The organism is Emticicia sp. BO119 (assembly GCF_013912375.1).
In the GTDB taxonomy this organism is placed as follows: domain Bacteria; phylum Bacteroidota; class Bacteroidia; order Cytophagales; family Spirosomataceae; genus Emticicia.
In genome coordinates, this window is sequence record NZ_JACETV010000004.1 from 471,914 (window position 1) to 491,128 (window position 19,215).

General features: G+C 38.1%; 16 protein-coding genes. 10 read left to right on the forward strand and 6 right to left on the reverse strand.

The window, feature by feature from the left end; genetic code table 11:
• Positions 1–5 precede the first annotated feature (5 nt).
• Together H1R81_RS15855 and H1R81_RS15860 are read right to left on the reverse strand one after the other, a co-directional pair.
• Positions 6–3,185 (reverse strand): SusC/RagA family TonB-linked outer membrane protein, encoded by a 3,180-nt coding sequence (locus H1R81_RS15855; protein WP_181841718.1) that lies wholly within the window; start codon positions 3,183–3,185, stop codon positions 6–8.
• 250 nt (positions 3,186–3,435) lie between these two features.
• The gene (locus tag H1R81_RS15860; protein WP_181841719.1) at positions 3,436–4,233 is read right to left on the reverse strand and encodes an SDR family oxidoreductase; all 798 of its coding nucleotides are present in this window, start codon (positions 4,231–4,233) and stop codon (positions 3,436–3,438) included.
• Positions 4,234–4,336: 103 nt separating this feature from the next.
• Between H1R81_RS15860 and rlmN the strand changes: the two genes are divergently transcribed.
• Positions 4,337–5,425: a 23S rRNA (adenine(2503)-C(2))-methyltransferase RlmN gene (gene rlmN, locus H1R81_RS15865; RefSeq protein WP_229251137.1), complete on the forward strand. Its 1,089-nt coding sequence runs from the start codon at positions 4,337–4,339 to the stop codon at positions 5,423–5,425.
• Between the two features lie 129 nt (positions 5,426–5,554).
• Here rlmN and H1R81_RS15870 read toward each other — a convergent pair whose 3' ends face one another.
• Positions 5,555–5,917 (reverse strand): DoxX family protein, encoded by a 363-nt coding sequence (locus H1R81_RS15870; RefSeq protein WP_181841720.1) that lies wholly within the window; start codon positions 5,915–5,917, stop codon positions 5,555–5,557.
• Between the two features lie 469 nt (positions 5,918–6,386).
• Here H1R81_RS15870 and H1R81_RS15875 point away from each other — a divergent pair, with 469 nt between their 5' ends.
• The 7 genes from H1R81_RS15875 (at position 6,387) to H1R81_RS15905 (ending at position 13,903) form a co-directional block, all read left to right on the forward strand.
• Positions 6,387–6,953 (forward strand): beta/gamma crystallin domain-containing protein, encoded by a 567-nt coding sequence (locus H1R81_RS15875; RefSeq protein WP_181841721.1) that lies wholly within the window; start codon positions 6,387–6,389, stop codon positions 6,951–6,953.
• 407 nt (positions 6,954–7,360) lie between these two features.
• On the forward strand, positions 7,361–9,169 hold the full coding sequence (locus tag H1R81_RS15880) for a sensor histidine kinase (protein ID WP_181841722.1): 1,809 nt from the start codon (positions 7,361–7,363) through the stop codon (positions 9,167–9,169).
• 1 nt (position 9,170) lies between these two features.
• Complete coding sequence (locus H1R81_RS15885) at positions 9,171–9,845, forward strand: LytTR family DNA-binding domain-containing protein (RefSeq protein ID WP_181841723.1); 675 nt, start codon at positions 9,171–9,173, stop codon at positions 9,843–9,845.
• 253 nt (positions 9,846–10,098) lie between these two features.
• On the forward strand, positions 10,099–10,695 hold the full coding sequence (locus H1R81_RS15890) for a YdeI family protein (protein WP_181841724.1): 597 nt from the start codon (positions 10,099–10,101) through the stop codon (positions 10,693–10,695).
• Positions 10,696–10,699: 4 nt separating this feature from the next.
• A complete protein-coding gene (locus H1R81_RS15895) occupies positions 10,700–11,461 on the forward strand; it encodes a hypothetical protein (RefSeq protein WP_229251138.1) in 762 nt (253 codons plus the stop codon).
• 30 nt (positions 11,462–11,491) lie between these two features.
• Positions 11,492–13,201, forward strand: a complete 1,710-nt coding sequence (locus H1R81_RS15900) for a hypothetical protein (RefSeq protein WP_181841725.1) — start codon at positions 11,492–11,494, stop codon at positions 13,199–13,201.
• Between the two features lie 204 nt (positions 13,202–13,405).
• On the forward strand, positions 13,406–13,903 hold the full coding sequence (locus tag H1R81_RS15905) for a GtrA family protein (RefSeq protein WP_181841726.1): 498 nt from the start codon (positions 13,406–13,408) through the stop codon (positions 13,901–13,903).
• Between the two features lie 73 nt (positions 13,904–13,976).
• Here the strand turns inward: H1R81_RS15905 and H1R81_RS15910 are convergent, their stop codons facing one another.
• Together H1R81_RS15910 and gnd are read right to left on the reverse strand one after the other, a co-directional pair.
• Positions 13,977–15,422, reverse strand: coding sequence for a gluconokinase (locus tag H1R81_RS15910; protein WP_181841727.1), 1,446 nt, complete (start codon positions 15,420–15,422; stop codon positions 13,977–13,979).
• A gap of 9 nt (positions 15,423–15,431) precedes the next feature.
• Positions 15,432–16,334: a phosphogluconate dehydrogenase (NAD(+)-dependent, decarboxylating) gene (gnd, locus tag H1R81_RS15915; RefSeq protein ID WP_181841728.1), complete on the reverse strand. Its 903-nt coding sequence runs from the start codon at positions 16,332–16,334 to the stop codon at positions 15,432–15,434.
• A gap of 248 nt (positions 16,335–16,582) precedes the next feature.
• On the opposite strand from gnd, the gene H1R81_RS15920 reads away from it, so the two are divergent.
• Positions 16,583–17,851, forward strand: coding sequence for an acyltransferase family protein (locus H1R81_RS15920; RefSeq protein ID WP_181841729.1), 1,269 nt, complete (start codon positions 16,583–16,585; stop codon positions 17,849–17,851).
• 51 nt (positions 17,852–17,902) lie between these two features.
• The gene (locus H1R81_RS15925) at positions 17,903–18,565 is read left to right on the forward strand and encodes a DUF1080 domain-containing protein (RefSeq protein WP_181841730.1); all 663 of its coding nucleotides are present in this window, start codon (positions 17,903–17,905) and stop codon (positions 18,563–18,565) included.
• A gap of 65 nt (positions 18,566–18,630) precedes the next feature.
• On the opposite strand, the gene H1R81_RS15930 is transcribed toward H1R81_RS15925, so the two are convergent.
• Positions 18,631–19,152 (reverse strand): hypothetical protein, encoded by a 522-nt coding sequence (locus H1R81_RS15930; protein WP_181841731.1) that lies wholly within the window; start codon positions 19,150–19,152, stop codon positions 18,631–18,633.
• Positions 19,153–19,215 lie beyond the last annotated feature (63 nt).

The window sequence follows — 19,215 nt, forward strand, 5'->3', positions numbered from 1 at the left end:
GTTGATTAAAATGTAAGGTTAAGGTTCACACCATACTGACGTACCGGAGGTGTTTGGCCAGTGTTATTGATACCCAAACCGTTTCCTGTTGTAAAGCTATACTCAGGGTCAGTATAGAAGTTCATTTTGTCTACGATTGTAAGCAGGTTACGACCATACAAAGCAATACTTGCACCTGAGAAAATCTTTGTTTTTGAAAGAATACTTTGCGGAACACTATATGAAAGGTTTACATCACGTAATTTGATAAACCACGCCTTGTTTACAAAGTTTTCAGAAATTAAACGATAGTTATCAACCCATAGTGCGTATTCAGGCTCACGAACATACACAGTTGTGTTAGGTACAACTTTTCCGTCAGAGCTTAAGTAAGCTGAGTTAGGGAAGATTTGGTTCTCTCTGTTATCTGTCCATTTACCAGAACCTGTAAAGGTCATTTGGCGTCCTAAGTCACTATACATATAGTTACCACCACGATACTCGAAATTAAATGTAAAGGCAAAATCACCATAGCTCATTCTTGAACCTAAACCAACAATATGGCGTGGTAATGTACCACCTCTTGGTGTCAAGGCTGTCTGACGCAACGGATACCCTGTCGTAGCATTTACTAAACGATAGCCAGAGCCATCTGGAGCATACTGATAACCATCTGTTTTCAACATCGGAAAGCGTGAACCCTTGATAACGTTTGTATTAGCATAAGAGTAACCACTCACTAAGAACTCGTTGATACCAGGATATAACTCAAGTACTTTATTATCGTTGTATGAGTATCTCACACTTGCATCCCAGGAGAACTTGCTTCCTCTTGAAATCAAATATTTAAACTCAGCTTCATATCCCCAGTTTTTAGTTTCACCAACGTTGATCAACAAGTTAGGGAAACCGGTTGAGTTAGGAACTTTTACTGTGATTACCTGTCCTTTTGAATTTTGCGTATAAGCCGATACGTCAATGTTTACTCTGTTATCAAACAACTGGAACTCACCACCAACTTCAGCAGAGGTAACGGTTTCTGGTTTCAGGTTAGCATCAGGCAAAGTATTACCTACTGTTAAGCCTACTGTATTGCCATAAGGGAAGTTCGCACCATTAGGATACGTTAAGTCCAAACCATAGAACGGAATGTTGTCGTTGGCGTTTTTGTTGTAGTTTACACGCAATTTCGCATAGTTCAATATATTGCTTTTCAAAGACGGGAACGCATCTGTTGGGATGAACGACAAGGCAACACCATAGTAAGGATATGACCAGAGATTTTTCGGACGGGTCGGTTTGTAGAACAAAGAAGTCTGGTCATAACGGAAAGTACCGTTCAGAATCAACCAGTTTTTGAAATTACTTGTTAAGTCAGCATAGTAACCAACACGGCGTTGTAAATAGTTTCCTTCACCACCACCTAACTCACCCTGGCGGTTCGAAACGTTATACACTTCCGGTACTACAATTGAGCTTGAACCTACCGTTATTTCTTTAATATAACGTTGGTATAAGCTATTCCCAAGAATTAATTTATTGGCAAACGGACCAAAGTCTTTTTCTAATAATATCTGGAACTCGTTGTTTAATACGTTTTCAGTTTTTGTATAATCAGTTACCGAACCTAAGATATCGGTAATTGCACGATAGATACCGGTACCGTCACCATCACGGAAGAATGGGTCTGCAATAAATGCTTTTGTTTTAGCGTAGTCAGAATATAAGAATTTGCCAGTACGGTTTTTCTGAGTACGTGAGTTATTCATGATACCCAAACGGTTACTGATAGTAGCCCAAGGCGTGATTTTATAAGTAGCATTCAGGTTTCCGCTTATGTTAGCATCTTTGTAAACCTGACGGTTATTATCCGCATTGAAATATGGGTTATTATAATAATCGTTAAAGAAACCGTTCGGATTCGCAAATTTATTGGTCTGCCAGTCGCGATAATCCATTAGTGGAAGGTTGGCTGGCTGGTTAATTACGTCATTATAGAAGTCAGAAGAAGTTCTGTCATATTGTGCTTGCGTATAACTTGCAGTAAAACCAACAGATAATTTATTGAATTCTCTGGTTGAAGAAATACGTGCACCTGTTCTTTCACTTTTGTCATGCGGAACAATACCTTGAATCTTCTGATTTTCTAATGACATATAGAAACTACTGTTCTCATCGCCACCCTGGAAGTTGATCTGGTTATTCATAGAAACACCGGTATCAAATGCTTTCAGGCGCATTTTATCAACAGGAGAATATTTTACCATATTAGTAGTACCATCTTCAGCACTACGGCCCAACTGGCGCATTGTGCCATCAAAAGGGTCACCGTATTGTTGGTTTTCATAAGCACGCCAGTTGCCTTTCATACGTACCAGTGGGTCGTTGCTATAACCCGCTGAACCAAACGAAGGATAATAGTGAGAGCCTGAACCGTATTTTTCCTGGAATTCAGGTAAAAAACTGATTTGCTCAAAGTTTGTACTGTTTGAGTATCCTACTTTGATTTTACCTTTAGAACCTCTTTTGGTTGTAATAACCAAGGCACCGTTAATACCTGCCGAACCATACAATGTAGCGGCCTGTCCACCTTTCAGGATAGAGATATTATCAATATCATTAGGGTTAATCATCGCTAATACAGTAGAGGTAGTCTGCATACCATCTACAACGATTAAGGCTTCGTTATTTCCTGTTAATGAACGGAAACCACGTAATACGATTTTTACCGATGGGTCAACACTATTGTTAACGTTGTAAACTGCCAAGCCTGTTACTTTTCCTGAAAGGGCCTGAGCTAATTGAGGAGAACGACCTACTGTTACATCTTCAGTAGTTACTTTAGAATACGCATAACCAACCTCTCTAAGGTTTTTACGGATACCCTGGGCGGTTACAACCACTTCATTTAATTGAGCAGCATCACTTTTTAATGTGATGTCAATAGTAGTAGAATTACCGACAGTTGCATTTTGAGATTCAAAACCAATAAAGCTGAATAAAAGGGAAGATCCTTTTTTTGCAGAGATTTTGTAAATACCATTTGCGTCTGTTTGTACACCTTGATTTGTGCCTTTTACCACGACACTCACACCAGGAAGAACTGAGCCGTCATCAGCCGTAACTTTTCCAGTTACATTGACATTTTGGGCATAAGCATAGCTACCCCATACCAGCATCATGCAGGCAAGTAGAAGTTTCCTCATACAGTTTGTTTAGTTTGTTTTTAAGTTTAATTTAGTTTGGATATGTGTGTTAGGCCACATATTGAAACGTTAAATTAATAACTTTTTTAATTCCAAACATAATTTCAATCAAAAAAAAGTTTTTTTTTGATTTTTTTTACAAAGAAATATACTAATAGCCTAAGAACATAGGATTATTCTTAGAAAAATGAAGTATCGGAAAAGCTCCTGTGTTTACAAAGATTTTACAGAAATTGATTATGACAGAATATTATTTGGGCATTTGGTTTCTCATAATCTTAGAAAGTATGCGTGGGAAAAACCGTTTTAAATAAACACCTAATACTTCTTTGCGCCCGATATATACTTCTTCCTTACCCTTTGCTATGGCGTTAACAATATTTTCGGCACAATCTTCCGGCGATATGCCAGTAGCCTGATTTTGATCCATTCTCCCATGTTTGCTACCATCGCCCGAAATGGCATTGATAGAAATGCTGGTACGTATATAGCCTGGGCATATGATAGTGATATTGATATTTTCTTTCCATACTTCAGCCCTTAATGAATCAAAAAAACCATGTAGAGCATGTTTGGTAGCGCAGTAACCCGATCGCATAGGCGTGCCTAATTTGCCAGATACGCTACTGGTAACGGCAATGCTCCCACTTTTTTGTTTGAGCATAATGGGCAATACAGCTTTTGTGAGAGCTACTACTCCAAAGAAATTAATCTCCATAATTTTATGATAGACCTCCATATCACTTTCTAAAACCGAACTTCTCTGAGAAATACCAGCATTATTAAATAAGACATCAATAGTGCCAAAGTGCTTTACTACCTGATTTACTTTGGCCGGAAATTCCCCTTGTTTTTCTACATCAATAGGCAATACCAATATATCAGCCTCTGGCAGGTTCGTGTTTTTCTTTACTCGTAGCAATTCCTCCTCTCTTCTGGCAGAAATAACCAGTTTGGCACCTTCTTTCGCAAATTCATAAACGGTGGCTTCTCCGATACCCGATGAAGCACCTGTAATCCAGACAACCTTATTTAAAAATCTTTTCATGGGTTTGTTAATTCTTTTCAAGCGACAAAACTTCTAATCTTTAATTATTGTTTAAATAAACCGGGGTTCTAACATGATAATTCCATAGATTTTGGTAAAAACCATGAATATTTCAGAACTTTGCAAAATACTTGAAGAAAATATGGAAAAACAAGATATACGAAAGCTTTCTGTTGACCAACTGAAAACATGGCTTTCAGAAAATGGCGAACAGGGTTTTCGTGCAAAACAGATTTCAGAGTGGTTGTGGAAGAAGTCGGCGAGGAGTATTGATGAAATGACCAACCTTTCATTAAAGACAAGAGACCTGTTAAAAGAGAAATTTGAAATCAGACCCGTGTCGGTGCTGAGAAAACAGGTATCGAACGATAAAACCATTAAGTCGGGCTTCCGTTTATTTGATGGTAACCTTGTTGAAGGGGTGTTGATTCCGGCAGATGACCGAATGACCGCCTGTGTATCATCACAGGTAGGTTGCTCGCTTACCTGTAAGTTCTGCGCAACAGGCTATATGCCCCGCAAGAGAAATTTAGATGCTGCTGAGATTTATGACCAGGTTGTATTAATCAAAGAACAGGCCGAACAGCACTATCAGGCCCCACTGACCAATATAGTATATATGGGCATGGGAGAACCCCTCCTTAATTACACTAATACTTTAGAGTCTATAAATCGGATTACCTCGCCTGATGGTCTCGGATGGTCGCCCAAGCGTATCACAGTAAGTACGGCAGGTATAGCCAAAATGATTCAGAAATTAGGCGATGATGAAGTAAAGTTTAATCTGGCTCTATCTCTCCATGCCGCCAATGATGTGAAGCGTAATGAAATTATGCCAATCAATGAAACAAACTCATTGAAAAATCTGGCGACGGCATTGAATTACTTTTACAAAAAGACAGGTAACCGTATTACTTTTGAATACATCGTTTTCAACGATTTCAACGACTCTTTACAAGATGCTAAGGAACTTTGGGAATTTACTAAGAAAGTACCCGCTAAGGTAAATATAATAGAATATAACCCTATTTCTGAAGCTGACTTTGTGAATACCACAGAAGATAAGCTGGGTAAATTCGCCAGATTTCTCGAAGATAAAGGAGTGGTGGTAAATGTGCGGAGAAGTAGAGGGAAAGATATTGATGCAGCTTGTGGGCAATTGGCTATTAAAGAACCAAACGTTGCTGCTTAAGATTTTTCAGAGAGGTGTCCAAACGGACACCTCTTCTGTTTATAGAGTAGGTATAGCTTTTTAAAAAGATGTATAGAAAAGGTAGCGGTGTGTGTGGATTAATTTTAATAGTTGCGTGGATTAATTGTTTTATTTGATAGTAGTACTTAGCCAGACATTCAAGGCCAGAATAAGCGTCAGATGTGCCAACACAGTCAGCACAGTAAATAATTCCTTTTTGGGTTCACGATGCAAGATATTAGTAAAAACAGCTCCGGTTAATATAACTGTCCAGATGGCAATGCCAGCCAGGCGGAGTTCGGGGAAAAGAATAGATACAGCTCCGATGATCTCTACTACACCTATCACCTGCATTATTTTTATCGGATAGCCCCACGCTGAAAACTTTTTGATTTTAGCAGGTTCTGCAATCATTTTTACATAACCGTAATAAAAAGTAGGCCCTACAAAAAGCGCTACTAAAATCCATTGAAGAGTTGTTAATAGTTCCATAATTAAGGTCTTTTATTATTTCCATAACAAAGGTACTACCACCCATTGACAACAGTATGTCAGTAATGTTTCAGTTTTTTTTAGCCTTCCCGAATTTTATTCTGTATCTTTTTTTTAGTACATACTTTACTGTTTTTTCTGCTTTTGTATAAGCAATTTATAATTTCTTCAAAGTCTTATGCCATTATCAGTCCGGGATAAACGGGTCTGCCTCGAAACTCTTCCTGTAATCTTTAAAATAGGACAACTAAAATAAAAGACTCCATCTATAGCCTCTATAAGGTTATTATAGCCTTTTATACACTTTTAATGAGTGAATGCTTCAATCTATCCCTGAAATCGGGTTTCTATCCCGGAAATTTTACTGGTCTGTATCTAATAAGTAGGTTAGCTGTATCAATAAAGCAGGAAGCCGAAAATGCTGTTTTAGAGTAGGCAAAAATCACGTACCCTTATAAAAAATAAAAAAATGAAAACAAAAGTAGCATTATCTTTCATGGCCTTAGTATTTGTTGGTATAACAAATCTGAAGGCTCAGATAACCGTTTATAAATCAGCCAATTTTGGAGGAGAGAGCCTGAATGTTTCAGGTAATTGGTCGGCAGTTGGCACACCCTGGAATGATAGAACGATGTCTATCAAAATACCTGCCGGGTATAAAGTAACTATTTATGAACATGTTAATGGAGGAAAACCAGCCGGTAACAGCAAAGTATTATACTCAGATTGGAAGGGAGATGCCACGTTTGGGGGTAGAATAAGTTATATCTCGGTTGAGCCAAATATGATTGGTCTCTATAAATCAACTAATTTTACAGGCGAAAAACTTGATATAGCCGGTAATTGGTCTGCTGCAAGCAATATGGCGTGGAACGATAAAATTAACTCTATCAAAGTACCCGCCGGTTATAAAATTGTTATCTACGAAAATGGCCCTAATAATGGCAAAAGCCTTGAATTAACTTCAGACTGGGTTGCAGATTCTAACTGGAAGAATAAAATAAGCAACATCAATATATTATCTAAACCCCAATAACCAATTCAATTCTGGTATTCTCAGGCATAAAATAGCTCGAGAATACCAGAATTGAAAACAGAGAAACAAAGTTATTTTGTATATTCACACTTCGTTATCTTAGGTTATCTTATGCTTGGCAGATATGATTTCTATTAATTGATACCTTTGATCAGTTATTCTGTGTTAGGGCAGGATATTTATGGTATAAATAAGGAAATTCAGCAAATAGATAGCTTTAATATCTATAATCAATTTATACTTGTCGTAATAAAATGACAATTTGTTTTCGTTGATAGATAGTTCAAAAGCTTATAAAATTTTTGCCTTTTTTTGATATTTTAGCGTAGCGGTCTGTTTATATGACCCCGGCAACGGCGAAAATCTGTGGAAGGTGACGTAAAGGCGTTATTATAAATCAACGGTTCATGAAATTGATTATTAAATTAATAGGTTCAATTTTAATCTTCACAACTATACCCGGGTTTGGGCAACCGCTTAATTTAAGTACAAAAGAGGTGGTTGGGTTAAAGCAGGAATTGGCTGTATTTGTAGAAGACACCAATGCAGTTATCAATTCATGGCGGTTGGCAAGGTATTATACAATGACAGCGCCTAACCAGGCGGTTCAATATGCAAACCAGGCAATTACTCTTGCCAGGAAACTTAATTATACTTATGGTGAACTTATCTCTTTACAGGCTTTAAGTTTTGTATTAACCATAACCGGCGACTGGCAAAACGGTATGCAGGCAGCTTATGAAGGCTTGCAGTTAAGCCAGACAAAATACCCCTCATTAGAATTGGTATTTTACAATCTGATAGCACTTGTTTACGAAAAACAGCAGGATAGCAAACATCGGTTAGAATGGCTGCTGAAAGCCTATCATCATCCTCAGATTAATTCTCTTCCGAATAATGGAAAATGGCTGATATACCATAATATTGGTGAGGTTTACGAAAACCTGAATGTTTTAGACTCTGCCATGTACTATGCCAGGATAGTAGATATTAACTGCAGAAAACTGAATGTACCGCTCGAAGTATCGTATGCAAATGCGATTATGGGAAGAGTAGAAAAAAAACGAAAAAACTATAATCCGGCACTGCAATACTTAAAAACTGCTATTAATTTTTCGAATAAAGTAGGTAATTCTTTTTTAGAATCAGAACAGTCGGCTGATTTAGCAGGGGTTTTTTATGCAATAAATGAACCTGACTCAGCTATTTTTTATGCTGAAAGAGCCTTAAATGGCGGCAGAAAATTCAAAAACCTGGTTCTCACGGCCAGCGCAGCAAAACTTTTAGCTCAGATTTATGAACGTACAAATCCGTCAAAAGCTATTACGTATCTGAAAATTTTTAATACAGCCAATGACAGCCTTTACACAACCACAAGAATTATTCAGACGCAGAACATTGTAAGCGCCATACAACAACATGAGCTTGATTTAAAAGCAGCAAAAAAAGATTACGATAACTCAATCAGACAGAACGCACTCATAGGATTCCTTGTTTTTTTAGGATTTCTGACATTAGTCCTCTTACGAAATAATCGTCAGAAACAAAAAGGCAATGCTATTCTGCAAGATAAAAACAGAGAAATAAGTCTTCAGAAAGAAGAAATTGAAAAAACGATTGAGCAAAAACAGATTCTTCTTTCTGAATTGCAGCACCGGGTAAAAAACAACCTGCAATACGTTATCAGTATTCTGGAAATTCAGAAAGAGTCGGTTAATCATAGTAATATTGATGACCTGATTAAGAGTAACCAGAACCGGATTCATTCAATTGCGCTGCTTCATAAAAAACTGGATTTGAATGACAGTGTCAATGATGTTGATTTGAAAAGATATATAACAGACCTTTCAGAGCTTGTCAAAAACTCCTATGATAACAAACTGAAAAATGTAAGTTTGTTTGTTACCTGTAAAATCAAAACGTTGCCTATATCAAAGGCTCTGCCTTTGGGTTTAATTATTGTAGAATTAATAAGCAATAGCATGAAACATGCCTTCAAAAACCAGAATAATGGCATTATGAATATCGAGATTATTGAGGACGAAGCTTCAAGAAAGAAATGTTTACATTATATTGATAATGGTAAAGGTTTTGATTTTATAAATGTAGAAACAAAAGGGCTTGGCGTAGAAATCATGAAAGGATTGATAGACCAACTGAATGGCAATATTGAAACAAATTCCAAAAAAGGTTTTGAACTGAAAATTTATTTTTAAAATGAATTCAACAGTAATTTTGATTGTAGAAGATGATTTTCTGAACAGAAGATTGACTAAAAAAATTTTACTGGAAAATGGATATCAGGTTGTAGAAGCAAAAAATGCCAGCGAGGCAATGACAATTCTCAATAAAGAATCCGTTGACCTTGCCATTCTCGACATCAATCTCGGTGATGGTGAAATAGATGGTATTAGTTTAGGACAACTTATTCAAAATAAACAAAAAGTCCCGTTTATCTATCTTACCGCCTACGAAAACGCCAGAATTATCAGTGAAGCGGTGGCCACTTCGCCCTATTCTTATCTGACAAAACCTTTCAAAAATAGTGATTTAATCGCCTCTGTCGAATTAGCAATCATCAAATCGGCAAAGGAAGACCGACCTAAGCCCGCCATTCTGGTAAAAGATGGAGAATATAAGGTCGAATTGCCATTAGAAGAAATCAATTATATCGAATCAGAGGGAAACTATTTACTCTTTCATACTGATGAGAAAACGTATAAATCCCGTTCGACCATCTCACAAATTATAGAGACGCTGCCAGCTACAAAATTCATTCAAACCCACCGGGCTTTTATAGTAAATAAAGATAAAATTGACAAATATAACTCTAAAAGTGTGATATTAGGTAATCAGGAAATTCCGTTATCGAAGAAAGAACTATTTAAGTAAGAGATTATTTTTAAAAGCCATACTACCCTAAAAACACGTAAAATTAAAATTGCGTTTGTACTTTCTGCCTTGCTAAACGATAAGTATATTTGTTGAAGGTATCTCTACCTCAATACAGTTACACACAAACCGATGAGCCTCTCTTTTCTGACTTACGCTAATGATACGGCTTAGGTAAAAGCCGATAGAAAATCTATTGTTTGTCAACAATCATTAATAGTCTTAAACTTCCAATTATTAAATAGAATAGGCGATGGCAGGCAACGATTATACAAATGCATTAACTTTTGAGAATCGGCAGGCCTGGAGAGAATGGCTGATGGAGAATCATGATAAAGAAAAGAATGTCTGGATTAAAATCTATAAAAAGCAAAGCCAGATACCCAGTGTTTCGTATGATGAAGCAGTAGACGAAGCACTTTGCTTTGCGTGGGTTGATAGCTCAATTAAAAGCGGTAATGAAGAATATTATTATCAGTTTTTTGCGAGGCGTAACCCTAAAAGCAATTGGAGCAGAGTGAATAAAGCTAAAGTTGAAAAACTGATAGAGACAGGCTTAATGACAGAGGCAGGGCTAAAAATAATTGATTTTGCCAAAGAGAATGGTTACTGGACAGCCCTTGACGATGTTGAAAACCTGATAAATCCAGCAGATTTACAAACAGCATTAGATAATAACCGGACAGCAAAGACTTATTTTGATGCCTTTCCCAGGTCGGTAAAAAGAAGTATTTTAGAATGGCTGCTCAATGCCAGACAAGAAGAAACCCGCAAGAAAAGAATTATAGAAATTGTAACTCTTGCAGAAAAAAACATACGTGCAAACCAATATACACCTAAAGAAAAGTAAATCAATGGAAACACAAAACAGACGGGATTTTGGTAAACAAATGCTGGGTACAGCCCTCAACTATTTTCTTCTGCAAAGCCTTTTTAGCTCACAGGCTTTTGCAAGGCCGGTAGCTCCTATTGCCAACCATTGGGCAAAGCAATTGAGTGAAATCTGTAATGATTTAAAACTGGAAAAGATTTCTCCGGTACTCTGGCAAAGTCAGGTTGAGAAACTTTTCAATCATATACCATTAGATGAAATGCTGAAATTCATAGATTTTGAAACGCTAACCAGAAACTTTGAGTATCCCGATTTAGGTGTCAATACCAAAATGATTATGTTCCCAAAACTGGATGGCTTACCTGAAAAGACGGTATTCATCAAGAAAATATTTGGGATGAAAAAAGACCGCGCCATTATTCCTCATGGGCATTCTAATATGTCGTCGGCTCATCTGGTTTTAAAAGGAGAATTTGCATTGAAACATTATGATAAAGTGCACGAAGACGATAAAAACCTGTTTATAAAACCCACCATTGAGAAAACGGCTAAAGTAGGCAGTAGTTCATCAATTTCAGATGAAAAAAATAATATCCATTGGTTTATAGCTAATACCGAAACTGCTTTTACTTTTGATGTAATCATGCTTGATTTAGGCGGAAAAGAATACGATATTCATAATATTGATATAAAAGCCGGAGAAAAAACAGGCAACGGCCTTATTCGCGCCCCGAAAATGGATGTACAGACTGCTTTGAAAAAGTATGGCAAGCAACACCATTAACAGACAAATACATTACTAAACTAAACTCTCATGAAGAAAAATCTCATTTGGGCTTTTCTGCTTTTATCGGCAGGTGCCTTTGCACAGACACAGTTTTCTATTACAGCACCCAATCAGCAAGGTTTATTAGATGGCAGGCTATTGGTAATGCTCTCAACTAATGCTACCAGAGAGCCACGCTTTGATGTAACCGACGCCCTGAACACCCAACTGGTATTTGGCATAGATGCTGAAAACTGGAATGGTGCTCAGGCCAAGATAGTGAATAATGCCAATGGATTTGGCTACCCCAAGAGATCTATGAAAGAAATACCTGCCGGAGAATACTATGTACAGGTGCTATTACATAAATATGAAACCTTTCATCGTAAAGACGGGCATACTGTAAAAATGCCAATGGATAGAGGAGAAGGGCAACAATGGAACAGAGCACCGGGCAATCTTTACTCAAAACCTGTCAAAATAAAATTTGACCCTAAAAGTGCTTCGGTAGTAAAATTAAGTTTAGATCAGATAATACCTCCGATTGAAGAGCCGAAGGATACCAAGTATATTAAACATATTAAGATTCAAAGTAAACTGCTGACTGAGTTCTGGGGCAGGCCTATGTATTTAGGGGCACATATTCTGCTACCTGAGGGGTTTGACGAACATCCAGATGTAAAGTATCCTTTAGCTATCTTTCATGGCCATTTTCCAGATGATTTTGATGGCTTCCGGACTGTTCCACCAGATGAAAATCTAAAAACTGATGATTATAATGCGCGTTTTAAACTCTATGGCTATAACAAAATAGTACAGCAGGAAGCCTATGATTTTTATAAAATGTGGACAGGTAAAGATTTTCCACGTGTACTTGCCATTGAGATTCAGCATGCTTGCCAGTTCTATGACGATTCTTATGCCGTAAACTCAGAGAATATCGGGCCATACGGCGATGCCATTACCTACGAACTGATTCCTGAGATAGAAAAAAGATTCAGAGGTATTGGCGAAGGTTGGGCAAGATTTACCTACGGCGGCTCGACAGGTGGCTGGGAGGCATTGGCTGTGCAGGTAAAATATCCTGACCAATATAATGGTTGTTACGCGGCTTGCCCTGACCCGATTGATTTCAGAGCCTTTACAACCGTAAACATCTACGAAGATAAAAATGCCTACTGGTATGATAGCCAGTTCAAAAAATTAGCCAAGCCCGGACACAGAGATTATCTTGGGCAGGTATCAGCCACAGTACAGGAAATGAATATGCGGGAATTGGCATTAGGTACAAAGACACGTAGTGGCCAGCAATTCGACATCTGGGAAGCAGTTTATTCGCCTGTAGGTAAAGACGGGTATCCTAAGCGAATCTGGGATAAAGAAACAGGTGTGATAGATAAAGAAGTAGCAAACTACTGGAAAGAAAATTATGATTTAGCCTACATCCTGAAAAGAGACTGGGCTAAAAACGGTGAAAAGTGGAAGGGTAGAATACATATTTATTGTGGAGATATGGATAACTACTACCTGAATAATGCTGTGTATCTGGCAGAAGATATGCTCAAGGGTTTATCAAACCCTTCATACGATGGAGAAGTAGATTATGGCGACAGAGCCGAACATTGCTGGAACGGAGACCACACCCAACCGAATGCTATTTCAAGATTACGCTATCATCGTATGTTTGTGCCAAAATGGGCAGAAGAAGTAAAGAAAACTGCGCCTAAAGGAGCTGATCTGAAAAGCTGGAGGTACTAAATTTGTGGCGCGAACGTCTCGTTCGCAGTAATACTCAGATAGAAAGATTTTATTAAAGCTTTTTCGATTTTAGTAATTGCAAACGAGACGTTCGCCCGCATGTAAGCAGTTAACAATATTTAATATACCCACCTCATAAATTTTTCTTACTTTTGTCGTTCTATTGCTAATAGAGTGAACTAATCAAAAAGTAAAGAAACAAAAGTGATAAAATTAGAAGGCAAGCTTGCCAGATATAAAGAACTGATTTCGTATTTCTTAATCGCCTGCTCGGGTGTAATCATTCAGTTAATTGTAAGCTCTCTTACCCAGGATTTCTTCGGTTTCTCTTTTGAGTTATCAATAGCTACGGGCTATATCATTGCTTTTATTATTGGCTTCTTCCTCACTAAAATCTTTGCCTTTAATCAACGCCATTCTAAAAACTCATTCAGAGAAGGCATAAAATTCTTATTGGTTTCTTTTGTATCAGGATTTATTACAGTAAAAGGAGCATTCTATTGTAAGTACTTCTTAGATGAATGGGGTATTTTTGGCAAAGAGCAACTTATCCTGAATAAAAGTATTGATATTGCTGGATTGATTTCTCACTTCTTTGGTATGGGAATGAGCTTTGTAGTTAATTTTATTTCGCACAAGCATTTTACTTTTAAGAATACAGGTATCTACCATAATTTCAAATTGCTTTTTCAGAGAGGGTAGTTATATCATAACTTTTAGAATCGTCATAGAAAACAGCAAGATTCAAACGACCATCGCCCGGCTCACAACACAATCAGAATTCATCTTTCAGCTTTTCATAAAGCCTTTCAAATTTATGATGCAACTGGTTGTATCTTTCAGCAACGGTCTTGTTGGGTAAAAATACTTTTCCTTCAGCCACACTATTAGCGGCCTCTTTCATATTGAGTGCCCGCATGGCTAATAAGGCCGCTCCCCAGGCTGAACCCTCAACGGTTTCACAGATAGCCACTTTTTTCTGAAAAACATCAGCTACCAATTGTAACCAGAAATCACTTTTGGCAAAACCACCGCTGGCATAAATAGTATGAATATCCTGTTGTTCCATTAGTATTTTACCAATAGAATACATATTCAGTATTAAACCCTCCATTACAGCCCTTACAATATGTGCCTGTGTATGCGTAATGCTTAATCCGAAAAATACACCTCTGGCCTCTGCATTCCAGACAGGGGCTCGTTCACCTAAAATGTATGGGAGAAACAAAAGATTTTCGCTGCCTATTTCTAACTTCTGCGCTTCTTCTATCAGTTTGGCAATCGGATTTTTGGAAGCCAGTATTTGTTCTTCAAGCCATTGTAGCACTATTCCACCATTATTAGTGGCTCCACCAATGATATACTGGTTTTCAAAAAGACAAAAATTAAATGTCCGCATTTTGGGGTCCGTATAAGGCTGGCTCATACACATTCTTACTGCCCCGCTCGTACCCATTGTAAAAGCCATTTGTCCGGGATTCATAGCGCCAGAGCCAAGATTAGCTAAAGGACCATCACCTGCACCAATCACGTAGTTGACTAAAGGCAGATTCGGATTCTTATCGTTTTTTTGAATATATGTAGTCGGAACTAACTCAGGTAATTGCTTTGCTGAAATTCCCAACGTTTCTAATGCCAGCGTATCCCAGTTTGATTCTCTGAAATTAAACAGGCCGCTACCCGAGGCCAATGAGTAATCGATGGTATAATCACCAAATAATCTGAACCATAGATATTCTTTTATGCCAATAAACTGATGAGTTTTGCTGAAAATCTCAGGTTCATTTTCTTTCAGCCATAATATTTTGCTGAAAACCGAAAAGGGGTGTATTGGAATACCTGTGCGATGATATAATTCCTGCCCGGTATCTGTTGATTTCAATCGGTTAGCCAACTCTGTGGCCCGATTATCAGCCCATAATATCAGGTTAGTTAGTGGTTTGCCATTACTATCAACTGCTATCAGCCCGTGCATGGCCGATGAGAAAGACACAATACTTTTCGCTGCTGTAGATGAGCTGACAATCACACTCAGTGACTTCTGAAAAGCCTCATAGATTTCTTCAGGATTTTGTTCGCTCCAGTTCGGATGTGGGTGGGTCATGCCATAGCCACTACTGAATTGGTTCAGCACATTCCCGTTTTTATCGAAAGCAACAGCTTTGGTGGCGGTAGTGCCAATATCAATACCCACAAAATATTCATACAATAGTTCTTCCATGCAAAAATCTTAATTCGCTTTTTCTACGGCGTGTCCACCAAATTCGTTTCTCAATGCGGCTACTACTTTTCCTGAAAAAGTATTTTCCTGTTGCGAACGATAACGCATCAACAAAGACAAAGCAATTACGGGTGTTGGCACACCTAAATCAAGGGCTGTTTCGAGTGTCCATTTACCTTCGCCCGATGAGTGCATAATACCTTTGATAGCATCCAGATGCGGGTCTTTTCTGAAAGCATTCTCAGTCAGTTCCATTAACCAGCTTCTTACTACTGAGCCATGATTGAAAAGTTTAGCCACCGCTTCAAAGTTAATATCATATTCCGAGCGTTCAAAAACCTCAAAACCCTCGGCAATGGCTTGCATCATTCCATATTCAATGCCATTATGCACCATTTTTACAAAGTGCCCGCTTCCGGATGCTCCGGTGTAGAGGTACCCGTTTTCTAAGGATATATCTTTAAATACACGTTCAACATATTCAAATGTTTCTTTATCTCCGCCAATCATGGTACATGCGCCATGCAAAGCGCCACTGGTACCACCACTGGTACCACAGTCTAAATAATCAATTCCTTTGCTTTTCAGATATGTATAACGTTTCACAGACTCTTTATAATGAGAGTTGCCACCATCAATCACGATGTCGTTGGGCGAAAGGTAATTCAGTAGTTCTTCTATTACACTATCAACAATGCTTCCTGCTGGCACCATCAACCAGACAACTCTTCTGCCTGTCAGTTTTTCGCATACCTCTTTTAATGTATTGGCTGGAATAATACCGCCCTCTTCGCCTATTTTGCTCACCGACTCGGCATTCACATCCTGTGCTATTACTTCGTAATCATGATTACGTAAATTGAGGGCTAAATTATAACCCATTTTACCAAGACCAACAATTCCAATTTGCATATTAAAGGCCCCCTTGAGGGTAGTTTTGAATGATAGAATAATTATTTAAAGAGCAACTTAATAGTATCAGAAGTCAGAAATTAACATTCTCTGATACTCGGCAGCGAAACTTTTCAATTTTACTACTGACGTTTCAAAACTACAAAAATTTCTTTGCTTGCTGTCGTCAGAATGGATAAAAGACCCGAATTGCAACAAAATCAATCAGATAATTAGTAAATTGCCATCAAAATAAACCTAACCAGAAAATGAGACAACGCCTGACGTCATTAGACGTTCTCAGAGGTATGACCATCATGCTTATGACAATTGTCAACAATCCAGGTGATTGGGGCAATATTTATCCACCACTTGAACATGCCGAATGGCATGGTTGTACACCTACCGATTTGGTATTTCCATTTTTCCTTTTCATTGTTGGTATCTCTACAGTTTTATCAATGCCTATAAAAAGGTTTGATGTTTCTACTTTTGAGCGGATAATCACGCGCACACTACGGATTTTTCTTTTAGGTCTGTTTCTCAATTTTTTCTCCAAAATACATATAGGTTCACTGGCTGGCATACCATTGATGCTGATTCGCTTAAGCTTTACTGCTCTGATTACTATGGCCTTGTTAGGCGAGTATGATAAACGGAGACAGTTTTTCATAGCTGCAGGACTATTTATATTGATGATGCTTTTAGCATTTGTGGCCGAAGACTTCAAAGAAGTACGTATTCCGGGGGTATTGCAACGCATTGCCGTGGTTTATATGATTGTATCTTTTTTGTATGCCACTACCAACACTACTACTCAAATCATTATAGGGCTGGTATGTTTGTTAGGCTATTGGGCTTTGATGACACTGGTACCTGTACCCGGTGTGGGTGCGGCCAATGTCGAAAAAGGCACTAATCTGGCTGCTTGGTTAGATAATTTTCTGTTGCCGGGGCATCTATGGGCAACCTCAAAAACATGGGACCCTGAGGGAATTTTAAGTACTATACCTGCTATCGGAACGGGAATAGCCGGTGTACTGACGGGTACTTTGCTCACTAATAATTTTGAAAAAAACAAGAAAACCATTTATCTGGTTGTAGCCGGAGCCGTATGCCTCTTGGTTGGATTCTTATGGGGTATGATTTTCCCTATCAATAAGGCACTCTGGACAAGTTCATTTGTATTATTCACTGCCGGATGGGCATTATTGGTATTGGGTATTCTGTATTTTCTGATAGACGTGATACGCTTCGACTTCTGGACTAAACCTTTTGTGTTTTTTGGTGTGAATCCGATGGTAGTATTTTTCTTTTCAGGGATCATTCCACGTGTCTTGAATATGATAAAAATTCCGGTGGCAGACAAATCCGCTGAAGAAAGCCCCGGTTTAATCTCATGGATGTATAATTACGGCATTGCTCCACATTTCAGCGAACCTAAGAATGCTTCTTTAGCAGGAGCTTTGGTCTATGTACTTATATGGTTTATTATTCTGTGGGTTTTTTATAGAAGAAAATTAATTTTTAAAGTGTAAATTTCGTTTCTTAGTACAAATTTTCACTATATATCAACCTAATATCTGACAATGAAAAAAATATTGATTTCTGCTTTAACTATTTGTGCGCTCAACGCCTCAGCGCAAACAGGAAAATGGGTTAAATTATTTGATGGAAAAACTACTAACGGCTGGCATACATGGAAAGCAAAAGAAGTGAAAGGCTGGCATGTAATGAACGGCGTGCTGATGACTCACGGCGGTAGTGGCGACCTCGTATCAGACAAAGAATATGAAAACTACGAACTGGAGTTTGACTTTAAAGCAGCACCAAAAGGTAATAGTGGAGTGATTTATAAAGTAATTGAAACGCTCGATCAGGAATCAAGCTATATGTCGGGTCCTGAATATCAGATTATTGACGATGCCAATTATCCGGCTAAATTGAAAGATACACAGAAAACAGCTTCTAACTACGACCTGCAACCGCCAAAAGATTTCAGCATCGTAAAACCTGCCGGACAATGGAACAAGGGGAAAATCATTATCAAAGACGGTCATATTGAGCATTGGCTGAATGGCGAGAAAGTAGTAGAATATGAATATGGTAGTACCGACTGGCACTCAATGGTAGCCAAAAGTAAATTTCCAACCTGGGAGTACGCCAAACCACACGCCAAAGGCAAAATCGCCTTACAAGATCATGGCGATATGGTGTCATTCAGAAATATCAGAATAAGAGAATTACAATAATTGTAAAACAAAAGAGGAGGGTTGAGCTGAAGTGCACCCTCCTCTTCAATTAATAGCAATACATATCAGAACTTCAGTGTAATACCTAAAGAAGTATAAGGGAAGCCAGCCTCGGCATATACACCTAATTTATCCTTGAAGTAATAACGAGCCCCTGCATACCCCCCGAAAAATATACCGGCACTTGTGCCACCATAGTAAGTAGAATAAGCATCGTTATACTTTACCATTCTGAACCCTCCTGATAAACCAATATAAGGGTCAAACTTATCATCATCAATGCTTAGTGCTTCATTCACAAACTTGCCTATATGCACAGCTCCTCTGGCACCAATAGCGATATAAGTTACACGGAAATTATCTGCAAGATAATAACTGTAATTTCTTGAAGAGAAAGCCCCGATAGCACCTACGCTTATTAATTCATGTATCCCTACATCAACAGAAGCGTTTAAGCCTACTCCGTATCCTAATCCAAGACCCACATTCAGATTTTTTGTTCCTTTTTGAAATGCCTGAGCTTGTGTGTTTTCTGCAAAAATGCAACAAAGCATTGCAACAGCAGTAATGGTAAGTAATTTTTTCATAACAACGATTTTTAATTTGAAAGCCGAAAATTAGATAATGTAAAATATTCTGACACTATTTTT

Bases quoted from the DNA above. Each gene is read 5' to 3' on its own strand.
- H1R81_RS15855 (WP_181841718.1), bottom strand. From the start codon at position 3,185: ATGAGGAAACTTCTACTTGCCTGCATGATGCTGGTATGGGGTAGCTAT.
- H1R81_RS15860 (WP_181841719.1), bottom strand. From the start codon at position 4,233: ATGAAAAGATTTTTAAATAAGGTTGTCTGGATTACAGGTGCTTCATCG.
- rlmN (WP_229251137.1), top strand. From the start codon at position 4,337: ATGAATATTTCAGAACTTTGCAAAATACTTGAAGAAAATATGGAAAAA.
- H1R81_RS15870 (WP_181841720.1), bottom strand. From the start codon at position 5,917: ATGGAACTATTAACAACTCTTCAATGGATTTTAGTAGCGCTTTTTGTA.
- H1R81_RS15875 (WP_181841721.1), top strand. From the start codon at position 6,387: ATGAAAACAAAAGTAGCATTATCTTTCATGGCCTTAGTATTTGTTGGT.
- H1R81_RS15880 (WP_181841722.1), top strand. From the start codon at position 7,361: ATGAAATTGATTATTAAATTAATAGGTTCAATTTTAATCTTCACAACT.
- H1R81_RS15885 (WP_181841723.1), top strand. From the start codon at position 9,171: ATGAATTCAACAGTAATTTTGATTGTAGAAGATGATTTTCTGAACAGA.
- H1R81_RS15890 (WP_181841724.1), top strand. From the start codon at position 10,099: ATGGCAGGCAACGATTATACAAATGCATTAACTTTTGAGAATCGGCAG.
- H1R81_RS15895 (WP_229251138.1), top strand. From the start codon at position 10,700: ATGGAAACACAAAACAGACGGGATTTTGGTAAACAAATGCTGGGTACA.
- H1R81_RS15900 (WP_181841725.1), top strand. From the start codon at position 11,492: ATGAAGAAAAATCTCATTTGGGCTTTTCTGCTTTTATCGGCAGGTGCC.
- H1R81_RS15910 (WP_181841727.1), bottom strand. From the start codon at position 15,422: ATGGAAGAACTATTGTATGAATATTTTGTGGGTATTGATATTGGCACT.
- gnd (WP_181841728.1), bottom strand. From the start codon at position 16,334: ATGCAAATTGGAATTGTTGGTCTTGGTAAAATGGGTTATAATTTAGCC.
- H1R81_RS15920 (WP_181841729.1), top strand. From the start codon at position 16,583: ATGAGACAACGCCTGACGTCATTAGACGTTCTCAGAGGTATGACCATC.
- H1R81_RS15925 (WP_181841730.1), top strand. From the start codon at position 17,903: ATGAAAAAAATATTGATTTCTGCTTTAACTATTTGTGCGCTCAACGCC.
- H1R81_RS15930 (WP_181841731.1), bottom strand. From the start codon at position 19,152: ATGAAAAAATTACTTACCATTACTGCTGTTGCAATGCTTTGTTGCATT.